Genomic DNA, 16925 nt, shown 5'->3' on the forward strand with positions numbered 1-16925 from the left:
TATTCCCACCTTTTAAAAATTAGAAAGTGGCGGGATTTTTTTTGGCTACCCCACCAATAGCGGGGGGAATAAAGGAGGAGGATTTTGTCCTGTTAAATCAGGTGATTGATAAAGGTTTGACCATAGATAATTTTGTTTTCGTACCAAGCTAAATTGTTCTGCCCGCATCAACTCAGAATGATGCTCTAAAATCACAATATGGGCAAAAGAAGGCAAATGATCAGCATGATCTTCAAGATCAATTTGAGCATGCACCGAACGATTATCCTGTTTTGAAGCGTATTCAGGGTCTTGCTGACAAGAAGACAAAACTTGATGATGTCCAAAATGCTGGGTATGTACAACGTGTTCTGTATTTTCGTGCACACAAAAAGCCGCTGCAATATTCCATAAACTTTGGAACATTAACAAGCTTGCTAAAATTGTGATAAAAACAGAAATTCGTTTCAAATAAAGCTACAGCCAAAACCATAATAGTCTAACGTTATAATATCATTCATAGCGTTTGTAAAGTGCAGTGTAGGCACTATCCATCAATACTTTATATTAATCCTGATGCTACCAACAAACACTCACAACTATGACTCTCCATTTACTTATGACCATGGCCTAGGCCTAGCAAGGGAGGGAAAGCTTAGAAAAATAGTCATTGCTGTTTTTTTTCGGTAATTAAAGTCAATCGTGTACTCTCCGCCAACATTGAAGACTTGTATTATCTAAGGTGCTTTGCTAATATTTGTGGCAGACATTGCGCACATTCGAGCGCTTTGCGTAAGCGTTAACGTCAACCAACGCAGATCAGGGAGAAAAATCTCCCCATTTCTGTATGTGGTGTTATGACGATATCTACTTCTTCAGCCTCCAGCGCTAAATTTTCTGCTTCTTCTATTTTTCTCCTTGTTGGCATTCTGCTGATCGCGGCCAATCTGCGGGCGCCGATTACATCGCTGGGTCCAGTCCTGTCACTGTTACAGCAAGATTTCGGGTTTAATCTCACCCAGTCCGGTCTACTTAATGCGTTGCCTTTGCTATGTTTTGCAGTGCTATCTCCACTTGCACCCATGCTAAGTCGCAGTGTTGGACTCGAACGTGCCCTTTTCACAGCTTTGGCTGTCATTGCAATAGGCTGCTTCTTCCGTTCCGATGGTAGTGTTCCGGGTCTATGGCTGGGTACCACATGTATTGGTATTGGGATCGCTATTGCCAACGTTCTGGTGGTTCCGCTGGTAAAACGTGATTTCCCCCAACATACAGCGCTATGCATTGGGTTGTATGCAGCAACAATGGCACTCATGGCGGCTATTGCCAGTGGTATCGCCGCTCCCTTGGCAGATTTGACCGAATATGGCTGGCGTTTTTCCTTGGGAATCTGGTTTGTCCTTGCCCTTCTGGCACTGATGATCTGGTTACCACAGATAATACAACCTCGATCACAGATTCTGTCTCCAAACGCTACTGGGAAAACGCATAGCTATATTTGGCGAAGTGCAATTGCCTGGCAAGTTTCGATATTCATGGCTTTACATACGCTGGTTTTCTATTCAGTAATTGACTGGTTTCCTAGCATCGTCAAAGAAGCTGGTATTGGGGCAACTCAGGCGGGAACTTATCTCTTTGCTTATCAGGCCATTGCTGTTGTCGCCAATTTGATGACCTCAATAGCAATCAAGCGATTTAACGATCAGCGTTTTCTTGGTTTTATATGTTCCATTGCCATCGCAATTGGAATGCTGGGACTTTTACTGGTACCAACGCTTGCCTTTTGGTGGTTGCTGTGCGCAGGTATAGGTGCAGGTATGTCAATGGTCACCTGTCTGGCATTATTTGGATTACGCACACGAGATCATCATGAAGCCGGTGCACTATCTGGGATGGCACAATGTGTCGGATACGGATTAGGATCTATCGGTCCGTTTTTGACAGGTTGGTTACATGACATAAGTGGCAACTGGCAGGTTCCTTTATCGGTCTTATTAGTCGCCGCCTTGATACAAATTATCTTTGCTGTACTGGCAGGTCGTACTCGCTATGTCTAGCAAGATAGGATTAGGCAACATATGAATTTTTTATGCTTCTAAGTCAACCGAGCTACTTTCAGCAAAAAACCGTATTACATCTTAAAATATTTACAAACAAGTCCGCATGAGTAGTTGAAATTTTATAATACTAAAACAACTCATCAAGGAAAATGTGTTGTGGTCTTAATATCTCACAGTGATCTTAATTAATGTAAATAAATTTGGGCTGATAAGAATTTAGCCCAAATTTAAACTAATAATCATTTTACAAAATATGGAACGATCAGCTCGGGTTCTGGCTGGCATAGATTGAGTACAGTATGTCTAAAAATGAGATACTGTACTGATCATCAGGTATTAAAATAATTGTGTTTTAAGTCTAGTTAACCTTCTAACTAAACTGTTCGTCTATGACAACAATTGGCTTAATTGTGATACCTGTTTTCGAGTCTTCAAATGCCTGATTAATTGCATTGAAGTCATAGAATTTGACCAGTTTATCAAAAGGGAATTTCCCTTCCTTATAATATTGAATGATTTTCGGGATATGTATTTGAGGCGTAGAATCTCCTTGTATGGTGCCGACAATCGTTTTACCTTCCATTAAAATATCATTGGTGAAATTTAAAGTAACGTCACCGCCCATACCAACAATGGAGATTTTCCCTGCAACTCTTAAGGCATCTATTGCATTTTTAATGACCACGGGAACACCTGTCGTCTCAATCGCATAATGAACACCGCCATCTGTAATTTTTTTGATTTCCTCGACTACATTTAGATTTTTACTATTTAAAGCATGCGTAGCGCCTAGCTCTTTGGCCAATTCAAGACGATTTTCATGGATATCTACCACGATAATATCTTTGAGTCCTAAAAGATTTGCGGCCATTACTGCACTTAGTCCTACGGCACCAGATCCATAGATTGCGATGGAAGTTCCTGGCTCAGGATGTAGGCTATTCATCACAGTCCCACTACCTGTTTGTATCCCACAACCTAAAGGCCCTAATAATTTTAAATCAACATTTCTATCAACTTTTACAACATTATGTTTATTGGCTACAGCATAGGTGGCAAAAGAAGATTGTCCAAAGAAAGTTGAGTAAGCTTGACCATCTTTATGCAGTCGATAAGTATGGTCCTGCATTTTCCCACCAAAATTAAGTTCAACCGTACGAACGCATAAATTGTGATGTCCAGTTAGACATTGAGAGCAAGCATTACAATAAGAATAGGATAAAACCACATGGTCTCCAACGCTTATATTGGTAACGGTAGAACCAACTTTCTCAACAATACCAGCACCTTCATGGCCTAATACTGCTGGGAACGGAGCGCCATTTCCTTTGATAGATTCCGCATCGGTGTGACAGATACCGGATGCGACGATTCTTATCAGTACTTCATCTTCTTTCGGTTCATCAATTTCGATGTCTTCAATAACCAAGGGAAGATTTTTTTCTTTCACAAGTGCAGCTTTGATTTTCATATATTTTTCCTTAAACGTCGTTATCATTTAGCATTTAGCCAAATAATATATTAATTCACTCAAATTTTATTTAATGTAACGAATTGAGTGCGGTTCCAGATAAGATTTCAATGTTTCATTAATATCCAGTTCCCGTCCAATACCACTTTGTTTAACGCCGCCAAATGGCATACCGAGTTGTAAGGAATCAAAACTATGACTATTAATGAAGGTACTACCCGCCTCTATTTTTTTTGCAATTTCATAGGCAAGTTCAATATTGTCCGACCAAACGGATGAACATAGACCTTGCTCATTATCATTGGCATATTCAATCGCTTGTTCTACAGTTTCATAGCCAATCAGTGGAATAATCGGTCCGAATTGTTCAAGTTGAACAATCTCTAATGAATTTTCCATGGTTTTAACTGCATGCGGTAAAATATAGTACCCTTGATCCCATTGTTCTGGATTGATTTTTTGTCCTAATTCTCGAACTTCACACTGATCAGATACTTTTGCATTTTCAATAAATTTTTGCACGATTGACCACTGTTTTTTATTATTGAGTGGGCCAAAACTTGCTTCTGCATCTAAACCATGCCCAATCTTGTATTTATCCACTTCCTCACATAAAAGATCGAAATAAAGGTCAAGCTTATCTCTCGGTACATAGATACGCTTCACTGCAAAGCAAATTTGTCCACTTCGGGTAAAAACACCCTTTAATAACTTAGGAAGAATAGCTTTAAAATCAATATTTTCTAGGATTATTGCGGCATCATTTCCGCCCAGCTCAAGCGTGACGTCCTTGATCGATTGGGCTGCACTTGCCATAACGGCTGCACCTGTTGCAGTTCCGCCAGTAAATGCAACTTTACGAACCAGTGGATGGCTGGTCATGAGGTTGCCAACATCTGCATCACCATGTACAACATTAATGACACCTTTTGGAAAAACTTCCGCTATTTTGGCCAATAACTGAGTCAATGCCAATGCGGCAAAAGGAGAAGGTTTTAATACGACTGTATTACCAGCCAATAATAGTGGCCCTAGTTTCATCATGGTTAATACAATCGGCATATTCCAAGGAACAATTGCAGAGATAACACCTTTAGGTCGTTTATGGATGCGGATCCATCCGGTGTCTTCCGCTATTTCTTTTGGAATCAAAATATCATGTGGTGCCTTAGCATACATACTCATCACACCAGAACCTAAATAAAAATCGGTTTCTGCTTCCCAAAGCATACCACCATGCTCTGACACCAATAATTCCTTTAACTTATCTTTTTGCTGAAAAATAAGCTCAGAAGCCTTTTTTAAAAGATCCTGTCTTTCTTGAATTGATGTATCTTTCCATTTTAAAAAAGCCTGATGAGCAGATTTGACGGCATTTTCCACATCATGTAGAGGGGTATTACTAATTGTGCCAATTTGATTGGTAGTATTTCCCGGATCATATACCGGTTGAAGCTGGTTGGACATAGGCAAAAATTCGCCATTGATAAAACCAGTAATATGAACTAGTGACATATGCAGTTCTCCTTGAAGGCACTCAAATCCATTCCGTAATGTATAGATAAATTTTAATATCTAAAAATTCAAAATTAAGCACTCTATATTTTGAATTAAGATAATAATAATCATATTAATGAAGATAAAGTAGGCTAAAATGAGAGCTTATGTTTCATAAGGTGAAAGTATGAGTACTTATGATAAAGTGAGTGATTTAGAGTTTTTTTTAAAAATTGTAGAAGCTGGCTCCTTAACGCGTGCTGCAATATTAATGGAAAGTTCTTTACCGTCTATGAGTCGCCGTTTGTCACAATTGGAGCAGCGACTAGGGGTGAAACTGATTGACCGCAATGCTCGACGTTTTAAACTGACTGAGAAAGGTCAATACTTTCTGGAACAAACTCAGCAAATTGTTTTGCTGATTGAGAATATGGAAAACACTTTACAAAGTGAACAAGATTTTCTCACCGGGAAATTACGCATTGGTTCACTGAATCAATTTGGAAAACAACACCTTGCAGGCTGGATTACAGAGTTTGCAGAACAATATCCTTATCTAAAAATAGAATTATTGTTGTCCGATTCCAGAGTAGACTTAATGGAGCAAGAACTTGATTTTTCCTTTCAAATTGAAGTGCCCTTAGAAGCAGATTATTTTTCGCTTCCCATCATTCGGGGTCAAAAGATCTATTGTGCTTCTCCTGAATATTTTCAAAAATTTGGAAAGCCAGAAAATCCGCATCATTTGACTGATCATCAATGCCTTTGCTTAATTAGAAATCGACATACATTTAATGACTGGCCGTTTATGGATTCTGGCAAAAATACCGTCATAAAAGTTACACCTCACTTAACCAGCAATAGCAGTGAAATCATACATAAATGGGCATTGGATGGAATGGGTATAGCATATAAATTGAATTGGGATATTCGGGAGGATCTAGCCTCGGGAACACTCATTGAATGTTTGGATAAATTTAATCCACTGCATAAGAATTTATATATGGTATATCTAAGGAATAATTATACGCAACCAAAATTTAGATATTTTATTGATTTTATAATGAAAAAAATTAAGATTAAAGATTAATTTTTATTAATCAATAAGCAAATTACTGGTTAAGAAAAAATTATTATAGACTTTCGATATCTTTATCAATCCGATGGATCTAAATATCTTTAGATTCTAATTATATACATATTTAATGATGATAAAGAGCAATAATATACGGTCTAAATTTTTACCGAAAAACATTTATGTTCATTTCATAGATTAAGTTACCTAATATCTTTGTGATATATTAAATTCAAATTACCACATAATTTATTTTAGATTTTTCTTATCATATCATCTTCACTTAGAAAACATAAAAAAATTTATATTCTCATAATAAACTTAATAGATCAAATACTGAAATACCGTTTTAAATAATTCAGACTAATATTACATTAAATTCATATATAAAAAAATAAAATTAAAAATCCGAGCAAACAGTTAAGATATTTTACAAATTAAAATATAAACAACTTTCTAATGAGCACTTCTTTCTATGAGATTATGACTAGATAAATCAGGAGTAATATATGCCTAAAATTTTGATAACTATTCAGTATGATTATATAGAAATATATAAATTTTTAGTAGTAAAAATTAAATATATTTTTTTAAAAAACAATTGTAATATATCTGGGATGCTTAAAAAATCTTAGGTAAGATAATGGACAAATTACAATGCATGGAAGCATTTGTACGAGTTGCTGAAAGTGGTAGTTTTATTAAAGCTGCCGAACAACTAGGAGTAACTCGTTCAGTGATTACCGCCAGAATTCAACAATTAGAAAAATTCGTGGATTCCCCTCTTTTCTTTAGAAGTACACGCTCTGTTCGTCTTTCAGACATTGGTCTAACCTATTACAAAGAATGTGCCGATCTGATCAACAAATTTGAATTTTTGGCTAATCAGATGTCAAATTCTAAATCAGCACTACATGGGAAATTAAGAATTCTAATGGCACCCGGTTTTGCAATTGACTATTTTGGAAAATATTTGACTGTATTTCTAGAAAGATTTCCTAATATCGATATGGATATAGAGGTATATGACAAAATTATAGACCCTATTTCATCAGGATTTGATGTGGTATTTCAAATGTTTCCACCACATAGCGAAAACCTAATCGATCGAAAAATTTTTTATGTCAATAGAGTAATTTGTGCAACACCACAGTTTATTGAGAAATTTGGTAAACCGAACCACCCTAATGAACTTCAAAATTTTTCTCTAGGATATTATTCAGGTTACCCTTCCCGAAATAAGCTGCAATTTTTAATAAATGACAAATTCGAAGATATTCATTTAAATGCCAAAGTTCAATCATCTTCTATTCATTTACTGCGTGATTTTACTTTAAATCATGGAGGAATTGGTTGTCTACCTACATTAGTTGCACAAGAAAGTATATTTAATGGAAAACTCATAACTCTTCTTAAAAATTTCCCCTTATCTAATTATAGTTTACGAGCCGTATTTCCATCAAACTCTAAAAATATATCCAAGATTAGGGGTTTAATTGATTTTTTAGTTGAACAATTAGATATAATCCCTGATTGGGATATCAGACTAATTGAAAAAAATCATATTTCGGAACAAATCAAATACTTTCAATAATAAATGAAAGCATTCAATTTTTTGGACTGAATAATTTTGTCATGCTCGACTTGATCAATGCGTGAGTAGTATTACTATGCAAGTGTTTCACAAGATTAACCATATGAAGTTTGTAAACAATGGAACTCACATCCGTTATTATGATGAAAAATCAATTTTTAACGCTGTCTAATAAACACGCTCGATAATCAGTGCAATACCCTGTCCAACCCCTATACACATTGAACATAAGGCATAACGTCCGTCACATTGTTCGAGTTGATTTAACGCTGTAGTGACCAGTCTTGCACCTGATGCACCGAGTGGATGCCCCAATGCTATCGCTCCACCGTTCGGATTTACCTTCTCACTGTTATCTGCCAAACCTAAATCCCGAGTAGTGGCTAAAGCCTGTGCAGCAAAAGCTTCATTCAACTCAATCACGTCCATCTGTGCTAAGGTCAAATCGACCTGTTTCAATACTTTTTTAATTGCCAGTGCTGGTGCAAAGCCCATAATTCTTGGTTCGATGCCTACTGCTATTGATGCAATAATCTTGGCACGAGGTTTTAGACTATATACTTGAATCGCTTCATTAGAGGCAATCAAAAGTGCTGCTGCACCATCGTTAATACCTGACGAATTACCTGCTGTTACTGTACCATTGACTTTGACCACAGGTTTAAGTTTACTTAAAGCTTCAAGTGTGGTTGAAGCACGTGGATGCTCATCGGTATCAATGATTACTGGATCTCCCTTAGATTGCGGAATTTCAACTGCCACGATTTCCTTGCTAAAAAAGCCTTTGACTTGTGCACTTGCAGTACGTTGTTGACTGGTCAAGGCAAACTGATCCTGATCAGCGCGGTTCACATTAAACTGTTCTGCTACATTCTCGGCAGTCTGTGGCATTGTATCCACACCGTACAATGCTTTGAGTTTAGGATTGATAAAACGCCATCCCATGGTGGTGTCTTCGATTTTCTGGCTACGACTATAGGCACTTTCCGCTTTCCCCATCACAATAGGTGCGCGGCTCATACTTTCTACGCCGCCAGCAATTATTAGGTGAGCCTCACCTGATTTAATGGCACGTGCAGCAATCGCAATTGCATCTAAAGATGAACCACATAAACGGTTAATGGTGGTAGCTGGTACTTGATATGGTAAACCTGCCAAAAGTGCAGACATGCGTGCGACATTGCGATTGTCTTCGCCCGCTTGATTGGCACAGCCATAGATCACATCATCAAGCTGTTGCCAGTTCACTGCCGGATTTCGTGCAATCAGGGCTTTAATCGGTATTGCACCTAAGTCATCGGCGCGTACTTGTGCAAGACTACCAGCATAACGGCCAAATGGTGTACGGATTGCATCAATAATATAAGCATTTTGCATAATTCATTTTATCCTTTTGTTTCATCTTTTAATGAGAAAAAATTCCTTTTAAAAAAAGCACGATTATAGTGATTCCGTTGCATCCACTAACATAGCACCTGTTAGTGTCTGTAACTCTTCAAAGCTTAAACCTTCCAGCTTTTCAATCACTTTTAATCCAGTAGCAGTCACATCAATGATACATAAGTCGGTATAAATACGGTCTACACAACATTTACCTGTTAGAGGATAAGTCAGTTCTTTAACGATTTTTGGTTCACCTTGTTTAGTGACATGATCGGTAGTAACAAATACTTTTTTGGCACCCACAGCTAAATCCATCGCCCCTCCGACTGCAGGAATGGCATCAGATGCACCAGTATGCCAATTAGCAAGATCACCATTTTCTGCAACTTGAAAAGCCCCAAGCACAGCAATATCAATATGTCCTCCTCGCATCATGGCAAATGAATCGCCATGATGGAAAAACACCCCACCTGGTAGCATAGTCACAAATTCTTTGCCAGCATTGATCAATTCGGGATCTTCTTCACCTTTGTTTGGTGGTGGACCAAATGCTAATACACCATTTTCAGAATGAAGAAAAACGTCTTTGTCAGAGGGTAAATAACTGGCGATTTTGGTGGGTAAACCAATGCCTAGATTAACATAGGCTCCATCTGGAATATCTTGTGCCACACGCTGGGCAATTTGATCACGGCTGAGTTTTTGGTAGCTCATGGTTTTTTTCCTCATTGTCTTATTGTGCGGGTTTTATTTGTACAACGTGTTGGACAAAGATACCCGGGGTAATAATGTGTTCAGGATCTAGTTCTCCTAACTCAACCACTTCAGAAACCTGTGCAATGGTAATTGTGGCAGCCATTGCCATAATTGGACCGAAATTGCGGGCAGATTTACGATAAACCAGATTGCCCCAACGATCACCCTTAGCAGCTTTGATCAAGGCAAAATCTGCTTTAATCGGATACTCCAGAATGTAATCTTTACCATCGATATGACGGCCTTCTTTACCTCCGGCAAGCAAAGTACCAAAGCCAGTTGGGGTAAATACTGCACCTAATCCCATTCCGGCAGCCTGAATACGACACGCCAAATTACCTTGTGGGACTAGTTCTAGTTCAACTTTTCCCGCACGATACAATGCATCAAACACATAAGAATCTGACTGACGAGGAAAAGAGCAGATGATTTTTTTAACCGAACCTGCCTTAAGAAGTTTAGCTAGCCCATAGTTACCATTTCCGGCATTATTATTAACAATAATCAGTTCCTTAATGCCCAGCTCAATCAGACCATCTATCAGTTCAGCAGGTTGTCCAGCGCTACCAAAGCCACCAATCATGATAGTGGAACCATCTTTAATCTGAGACAATACCTCTCTAAAAGAAGCATTCGTTTTATCGATCATAATTCATCCATTATTTATAAACTCCTTTAAGACTATTGTATTGTGTTCACTTATATAAATTAGCAGCTAAACCACAAAAACAATGTTCAGTAATTTAGAACAATCAATCACATTCAAACTGAGTATGATAAAAGGTGGAATTTAGTAAAAAGAGTCAAAGACATGGAAGCCCAAGTTCGTAAAATGGAAAAAAACCGATTTAATAGCTTAATTAATAAACAATATGATCATTTTGCTGCTATCTGTGATCAAAATTTACGTTACGTGCATACCAGCGGAGCAGTTGATGATTTGTCATCTTTTATGAACAAATTGCAGGCTGGTTATTATGATTATCAACAGATTGATTACGATATTGTTAATGTGATCGAAATGCAGGATTGCATCATTGTGGTTGCCAATTTTCATGCCAATTTACTGGTCGATCAAAAACCTCGTACTTTACAAAATCGGGCACTATCAATCTGGAAGAAAGAGCAGGAACAACTGAAGTTAATGATCTATCAAGCGACTCCCTTTTAACGCCTAGGACTGTCAAGTTTAATGTGATATATCGTGCTGCAAATGCAGGAATCTAGAGTATTCATGTCGATTTTTTCCTGCATATTCCCCATACAGGATACTCGCTTTACCAAACTGGATTTCTCAGAGTATGAAAAATCCAATTCTGGAGAATTTGACGACCCTGCTTAATGCCTGACATATGACAAAAAGTTAGCGTGTTCTATACGCTAACCTTTGAAAAAGACAACGCCTTCATTTATCTCGATCTGTATCGCAGTCAATGAATGTCCTTTACAAGGACCATCTACACATTCTCCGGTACGAATATCAAACATGGCGGAATGATGTGCACACATAATCAACTGGTTTTCATAAGTACTAAATATTCCAGGTTTGTAATCCAATTGAACTGAAAAATGCGGACAGACATTTTCATAGGCATAAAAGCCGTCCTGGCCTTTAATCACCACAATACTTTTTTTCTGATCTTCCGGATGTTCTACCCGAAGGCAGATATTTTGCTGGAAATCTTTCTGCTCACAGAGTTGGATCGGAGTCACCATCTTCAGCTCTCCGAAAGAACAAAATCATATTCTATTAAATAATAGTCCCGATCAAGACCATATAAGGTTTTACTTTGATCGTCAGGCTGTTTTAGTTGATGGCGAACAATCAAACGATCTTTTACACCAAATACCGCATCATTTTCCAAATATTTATCATTTTCTAGAAAGATATGCGTCACCAATGATTGATAACCTTCAGCAACAATCTTGAAATGAATATGGGCAGGTCGCCAGAATGTGCGTTTGGCATAGCTCAAAAGCTTCCCAACAGTACCATCTGACGGAATCTGATAACTAACAGGTAAAATAGACTTTATCGCATAAGCACCATTCCCTTGGCTGACAAATACGCCACGTAAATTATCGATTTGTTGTTCGGGATCTTGACCGGAATACATCCCATTATCTGCGGTTTGCCAGACATCAACATATGCATTGGCAATGGCTTCACCTCGTAAATTACTAATTTTTCCTTTAATTAATAAAGGAATAGATAGTTCTTCATCTTCCATCACAATACTATCGGCATACTGCCTTACAGGCATATTTTCAACAAAGAATGGGCCAAAAACGGTTGACGGCGTTTGTATTTCATTCTTTTGATGATTAATTTCATCGACTAACATGGAAATACCTAACACATCAGAGAGCAAAATATATTCCTGCCGCTGTTCATGACAAAGCTGACCTGTCTGGGTTAAAAACTGGATAGCCTGCAACCATTCAGTTTCTGTCAGTTGCACTTCCTGAACATAGTCGTGCAATTTTTGCACCAGTGTTGTGATTAAAGTGCGGTGACGTGCGTCAGAGATACATTGAAAGCTCTGAACTGCTTGTATTGTCACACTCATAATAAATTCCTTTTTCTGGTATGACTTAGCTATTCGTAGCAAATAAGGACTACGATAGGGTATGTCTTTTCTTCATCACGGGCTATTTATCCTCAACGGGCGGCAATCCTTGATAAGCTTTGGATAAAAGATCTAATAACTCTTCATAGTCATAATCACGAGGGTTGTAATAGGGATTGTCGCAAACAATGCGGGCAACTTCTGAAGGTCCTTGTTCTGGCAAACCAATATCTTTAAGTGCTAAAGGGATATTTAAAGACTGATTTAAATGGTAGATAGCCAAACCAACGTGTTCACGATTACTTACCCCCAAAGCGTCTCCTAGACGATCCATAGCTTCAATATCTGCATTACGGTTGTAATGTATTGAATATGCCAATGTAATCGCATGTGCCTGAGCATGTGGCAAGTCAAATGTACCGCCTAAGGTATGACAAATTTTATGGTGAATCGCCATACCAACTGAACCTAAGCAAATTCCGGCCAGCCAAGCCCCATATGTCGCCTGTTTACGGGCAGTTAAGTCATCAGGATTTTTAACAATCTGTGGTAATGCCTGACTTAAAGATTTAACTGCCTCTATTGCCAGCATGCTAATAATAGGATTCTTGTCTTTTGCATATAAAGCCTCTATTGCATGCGCCATAGCATTCATACCTGAACTTGCAGAAATAGTCGCAGGTAGCGTTAAACTCAATTCTGGATCATAAATGACAACTTTTGGTAAAACCTTTAAATCTTTGCCTGTTGTTTTTATTTTATTCTCTGTCAGTCCATATACGGTTGTCATCTCACTGCCCGCATATGTTGTCGGAATTGCAACAATAGGGAGATCCGTTTTAAGCGCAATCGCTTTGGCCAAACCAATAGTCGAACCACCGCCCAATGCCAAACAACAATCTGCTTTTTTTTCAATCGCTACCTCAATTGCTTTATTTGCCACCTCTACAGGTACATGCATTACTGCTTTAGGATAAACGTCACATACCAAAGAACCGAGTTGCTGTGCCAGTTTCACCCCGTCCTCCTCTTGTTCTGGGGTAGTAATTACCAGAACAGAAGTAAAACCTTTTTCCTGCAAAATGGTTTTAATCCTGTTTGACTCACCAACACCAAAATACACCTCAATCGGCAAAGCAAAATAATGAAAATCTTTTATCATGAGTCATCTCGTTTAAAATGCGGTGGAATTTGAGCATCAACATTTACCCATACCGATTTCACCTCGGTATAATCATGAATCGCTTCAAAGCCCATCTCACGGCCATACCCCGATTTACCCACACCACCAAAAGGACTTCCTGGACTGACACGCTTATAGCTATTAATCCAGCACATTCCAGCTTTAATTTTTTTGGCAAAACTATGCGCTCTTTGCAAATTATTGGTCCATAAACCACTTCCCAGACCATATTCTGTATTATTCGCAATTTGTAATGCTTCCTTGTCATCTTTAAAACGTAAAACCGTCACAAAAGGTCCGAAGACTTCTTCTTGAGCAACTCGATCATCAGATTTGGCTTCAACAATAGTAGGTAAAACGTAATAACCATGTTTCAGGCTATCGTCATTTGGTACAATACCGCCTGTTAGCACTTTACCGCCTTGTTCTAGCGCAATTTTGGCATAAGATAAAACTTTATCCCGATGGGCCTGTGATGTTAATGGGCCCATTTCAGTATCAGGATCCAATGGATCACCTAAACGTATACTTTTTGCTAAATCAATAAACTTTTCTAAAAACTGATCTGCAATACTTTCATGTAAAACTAGACGAGATCCTGCAATACAGGCCTGTCCTTGATTATGAAAAATTGCCCATGCAGCACCATTTACCGCAGCCTCGATGTTGGCATCTTCAAAAACGATATTAGCCCCCTTCCCGCCAAGCTCCAGTTGTACTCGCTTTAAATTACCCGAAGATGCATTAACAATATTTCGTCCAGTCTGTGTGGAGCCAGTAAATGAAATCTTACCAATATCAGGGTGATCAGCCATGCGCTGGCCTGCCGTATGTCCATATCCCGGAACAATATTTACTACACCATCAGGAAAGCCAGCCTGTTTAATCAACTCAGCTATTTTTAAGGTTGATAGTGGTGTAATTTCTGAAGGCTTCATCACCACAACATTCCCTGCTGCCAATGCGGGACCAAGTTTCCAGCTGGTAAACATTAACGGAAAGTTCCACGGTACAATTTGACCGACAATACCAATGGGTTCACGCAGAACATAGTTCAAAAAACCTTGTTCCACCGGGACCACACTACCTTCAATCTTATCTGCAATACCGCCAAAATAACGAAAACAGGCTGCTGTACGTGGCACATCCAGACGACGTGAATCGCGTATTGGATGTCCTGTATCCAATGATTCCAGATATGCTAATTCTTCTAGATTTTCTTCAATTAAATCAGCTAACTTAAGCAATAATCTCCCTCGTTCTGCTGCTGAAGTTTCTAGCCATTTGGGTAATGCATTTTGTGCTGCAATGACTGCCACATCTACATCTTCTGCTTCTGCTGCGGCAATTTTGGTAATAATTTGACCATTGGCAGGATTCAAAACATCTATCGTCCCACCATTAATTGCTGGAACAAATTTTCCATTGATAAATAACTGTGTGTTAATATTCATGCCTGCTATATTTTCAGCTGCAAGATTTTCTTTAAAATTTATGTGAGTATTCATTATTGAACCTTAATGTTTTTAAGACTGACCAAACGATCAGCCTCTATTGATATTTTAAAAATTTACTGGATAAGGTGGTAACTCACCTGAAGCATATTTCTCTGGTAAATCTGGCGTGGCATTTTCCCAAACCAAAAGTAAAGAACGCTTAGTTGAGTAGCCCTGATGACGAATATTTGCAGGCATTGCACATATATCACCTGGTTTCATAATAATTCTAGCTAATGGGCTACCATCATTCTTATCTGAAATATCCCAAGTAATTTCATCCGAGAACTGTAAAAACCATTCAACCCGGTCATTACCATGAATAATAGGTAAGATATATTCTTCAGTGGTCGGGCAAAATAAACTTTCTTTACAAACTGACGTCACCGAGGGATTCCAAGTTACATCGGATCGAGACATATATTTAAAAACATTAAATGCACTCAATTCTCCCTCAAATCCACGCTCACAATGCACAAGGGGTTCATCTTGAGGAACATCATGGAAATGGCGATTAACGGGCAAATCATCTCTTAAAGGGGAATCTCCATTCAAACCTGGCATACGCTTTGTAGAAATACGATAGCGATCAATAGCATCAACATTACTACCGTTTTTACGACCAAACGCACTACCAGTTTCTTCAGGTGCTGCAAAAGGATCAAAACCTTCATTCACCCAATCATGTAAAATGGCTTTGAACGTTGCCATAATTTTAGGTGTTTCAAAATTCTCAACATAATCGACACCCGCTGCACTCAGTACACCATTAAACGTTCCGGCGTACATGTCCACGCTACCATAATGATTTTGCGTACCAATTACATGATCAAAGTTAACCCAGCCATAGAAAAAACCCCATGCAACATCACGCATAATTGCACGTAAGAATGCATCTACGGACATTAAATGTGAGTGTTCTTGCCCTTTTGCAGTCCATGTGATTTTCGCAAAGTATTCATCGCGAGAAAAAAGGAAATTACCTAATTTAAAACCTTTGTAACCAGTTAAAGCATTTTCATCAAAAACTTCAACTAGTTCACTTGCAAAATTTTTATTCAAAGAGTTCATCCTTTATCTCCTATTATTTCAAGCAAATTTCGTCCCACTTTTCTAAAGAAAGTGGACCATGGATCGTTTGTAAAAGAAGTGTTGTGGGTTTCTGGCTATCAAATCTATATGCGGTTCCGGCTGGTAAAATAGCTTGATGTCCCTCTTTTAAAACCACATATCCCATAGGTTGTCCATTTGGCTCAGATCCAGCCAATTGAGTTCCTTCTATTTGTATATCGACACTTTCATTTAATTTTAAAAAGTCAACTCGTACTTCACCATCCATTGAAATAACAAATTCGTCATGTGAGCAAGTAAACCAACTTGATGTCCCTTCTGCTCTAATCGTCTCAATTACGAATTTTTGATTAATCCCTACAATCGTTTTATCATAGGGCTTTGCGTTTTTGGCAACTTCAAAAATATTAGAAAATACATAGTTTGAAGCTTTACCTTGTATAAGCTGGATATTTCCTTTTTCGTAGTTATCCAAACTTCCAAATTTGGTTGTATAAGTATTCATTACTTTTTTCCTGCGAGTCTCCATGACATGTTTAGAAATTAAGTCAAACCTAAAAACTTAGCAATGGTTATTTTAACGACAACAATGTTCGTTATTTGCGAACAATATTTTTTATTATAAAATTCACAATAATAAAATATTAAAAACCACCTAAAAATATATTTAACACCTTAAATTTAAAATATAAAAACAACAAGCTTTAAATATATAAGATACTAATAATTATTAAATTATTTTTTACCAACATTTAATATTTAATATTTATGAAATCAAAAAATATTTAAC

General features: G+C 37.9%; 16 protein-coding genes. 4 read left to right on the forward strand and 12 right to left on the reverse strand.

All coding sequences use genetic code 11. The annotated features are described in order from the left end of the window. Nucleotides 1-45 precede the first annotated feature (45 nt). Entirely contained in the window at nt 46-450 is a 405-nt protein-coding gene (locus tag CAP51_RS13230) for a cation efflux protein, CzcI-like (protein WP_087621236.1), read from the reverse strand. Between the two features lie 386 nt (nt 451-836). Here CAP51_RS13230 and CAP51_RS13235 point away from each other — a divergent pair, with 386 nt between their 5' ends. Then, a complete protein-coding gene (locus CAP51_RS13235) occupies nt 837-2036 on the forward strand; it encodes an MFS transporter (RefSeq protein ID WP_087621237.1) in 1200 nt (399 codons plus the stop codon). A gap of 373 nt (nt 2037-2409) precedes the next feature. Here the strand turns inward: CAP51_RS13235 and CAP51_RS13240 are convergent, their stop codons facing one another. Further along, nucleotides 2410-3510 carry an NAD(P)-dependent alcohol dehydrogenase gene (locus CAP51_RS13240; RefSeq protein WP_087621238.1) on the reverse strand — a complete coding sequence of 367 codons (1101 nt, stop codon included), beginning with the start codon at nt 3508-3510 and terminating at the stop codon, nt 2410-2412. Between the two features lie 66 nt (nt 3511-3576). Beyond that, nucleotides 3577-5025 carry an aldehyde dehydrogenase family protein gene (locus CAP51_RS13245; RefSeq protein ID WP_087621239.1) on the reverse strand — a complete coding sequence of 483 codons (1449 nt, stop codon included), beginning with the start codon at nt 5023-5025 and terminating at the stop codon, nt 3577-3579. Between the two features lie 169 nt (nt 5026-5194). Here CAP51_RS13245 and CAP51_RS13250 point away from each other — a divergent pair, with 169 nt between their 5' ends. After that, complete coding sequence (locus CAP51_RS13250; protein ID WP_087621240.1) at nt 5195-6097, forward strand: LysR family transcriptional regulator; 903 nt, start codon at nt 5195-5197, stop codon at nt 6095-6097. Between the two features lie 628 nt (nt 6098-6725). Continuing rightward, nucleotides 6726-7676 (forward strand): LysR family transcriptional regulator, encoded by a 951-nt coding sequence (locus CAP51_RS13255; protein WP_087621241.1) that lies wholly within the window; start codon nt 6726-6728, stop codon nt 7674-7676. A gap of 168 nt (nt 7677-7844) precedes the next feature. Here CAP51_RS13255 and pcaF read toward each other — a convergent pair whose 3' ends face one another. The 3 genes from pcaF to CAP51_RS13270 all read right to left on the reverse strand — a co-directional run bounded on the left by pcaF (nt 7845) and on the right by CAP51_RS13270 (nt 10464). Next, nucleotides 7845-9053 carry a 3-oxoadipyl-CoA thiolase gene (gene pcaF, locus CAP51_RS13260; RefSeq protein ID WP_087621242.1) on the reverse strand — a complete coding sequence of 403 codons (1209 nt, stop codon included), beginning with the start codon at nt 9051-9053 and terminating at the stop codon, nt 7845-7847. 63 nt (nt 9054-9116) lie between these two features. Beyond that, nucleotides 9117-9773 (reverse strand): 3-oxoacid CoA-transferase subunit B, encoded by a 657-nt coding sequence (locus CAP51_RS13265; RefSeq protein ID WP_087621243.1) that lies wholly within the window; start codon nt 9771-9773, stop codon nt 9117-9119. 19 nt (nt 9774-9792) lie between these two features. Further along, entirely contained in the window at nt 9793-10464 is a 672-nt protein-coding gene (locus CAP51_RS13270) for a 3-oxoacid CoA-transferase subunit A (RefSeq protein WP_087621244.1), read from the reverse strand. A gap of 162 nt (nt 10465-10626) precedes the next feature. Here CAP51_RS13270 and CAP51_RS13275 point away from each other — a divergent pair, with 162 nt between their 5' ends. Continuing rightward, nucleotides 10627-10986, forward strand: a complete 360-nt coding sequence (locus tag CAP51_RS13275) for a nuclear transport factor 2 family protein (RefSeq protein ID WP_087621245.1) — start codon at nt 10627-10629, stop codon at nt 10984-10986. Nucleotides 10987-11195: 209 nt separating this feature from the next. Here the strand turns inward: CAP51_RS13275 and CAP51_RS13280 are convergent, their stop codons facing one another. The 6 genes from CAP51_RS13280 to CAP51_RS13305 form a co-directional block, all read right to left on the reverse strand. Beyond that, nucleotides 11196-11531, reverse strand: coding sequence for a Rieske (2Fe-2S) protein (locus CAP51_RS13280; protein ID WP_087621246.1), 336 nt, complete (start codon nt 11529-11531; stop codon nt 11196-11198). A gap of 2 nt (nt 11532-11533) precedes the next feature. Further along, the gene (locus CAP51_RS13285) at nt 11534-12385 is read right to left on the reverse strand and encodes a dioxygenase family protein (protein ID WP_087621247.1); all 852 of its coding nucleotides are present in this window, start codon (nt 12383-12385) and stop codon (nt 11534-11536) included. An 82-nt stretch (nt 12386-12467) separates the two neighbouring features. After that, nucleotides 12468-13544 carry a maleylacetate reductase gene (locus CAP51_RS13290; protein WP_087621396.1) on the reverse strand — a complete coding sequence of 359 codons (1077 nt, stop codon included), beginning with the start codon at nt 13542-13544 and terminating at the stop codon, nt 12468-12470. Beyond that, entirely contained in the window at nt 13544-15076 is a 1533-nt protein-coding gene (locus CAP51_RS13295; protein ID WP_245809167.1) for an aldehyde dehydrogenase family protein, read from the reverse strand. Before CAP51_RS13295 ends, CAP51_RS13290 begins: the two co-directional genes overlap by 1 nt. Before the next feature lie 54 nt (nt 15077-15130). Beyond that, nucleotides 15131-16135, reverse strand: a complete 1005-nt coding sequence (locus tag CAP51_RS13300) for a hydroxyquinol 1,2-dioxygenase (RefSeq protein WP_087621248.1) — start codon at nt 16133-16135, stop codon at nt 15131-15133. 13 nt (nt 16136-16148) lie between these two features. Then, nucleotides 16149-16640, reverse strand: coding sequence for a cupin domain-containing protein (locus CAP51_RS13305; RefSeq protein ID WP_087621249.1), 492 nt, complete (start codon nt 16638-16640; stop codon nt 16149-16151). Nucleotides 16641-16925 lie beyond the last annotated feature (285 nt).

Origin of the sequence: Acinetobacter populi (assembly GCF_002174125.1) — a bacterium.
Taxonomy (GTDB): Bacteria; Pseudomonadota; Gammaproteobacteria; order Pseudomonadales; family Moraxellaceae; genus Acinetobacter; species Acinetobacter populi.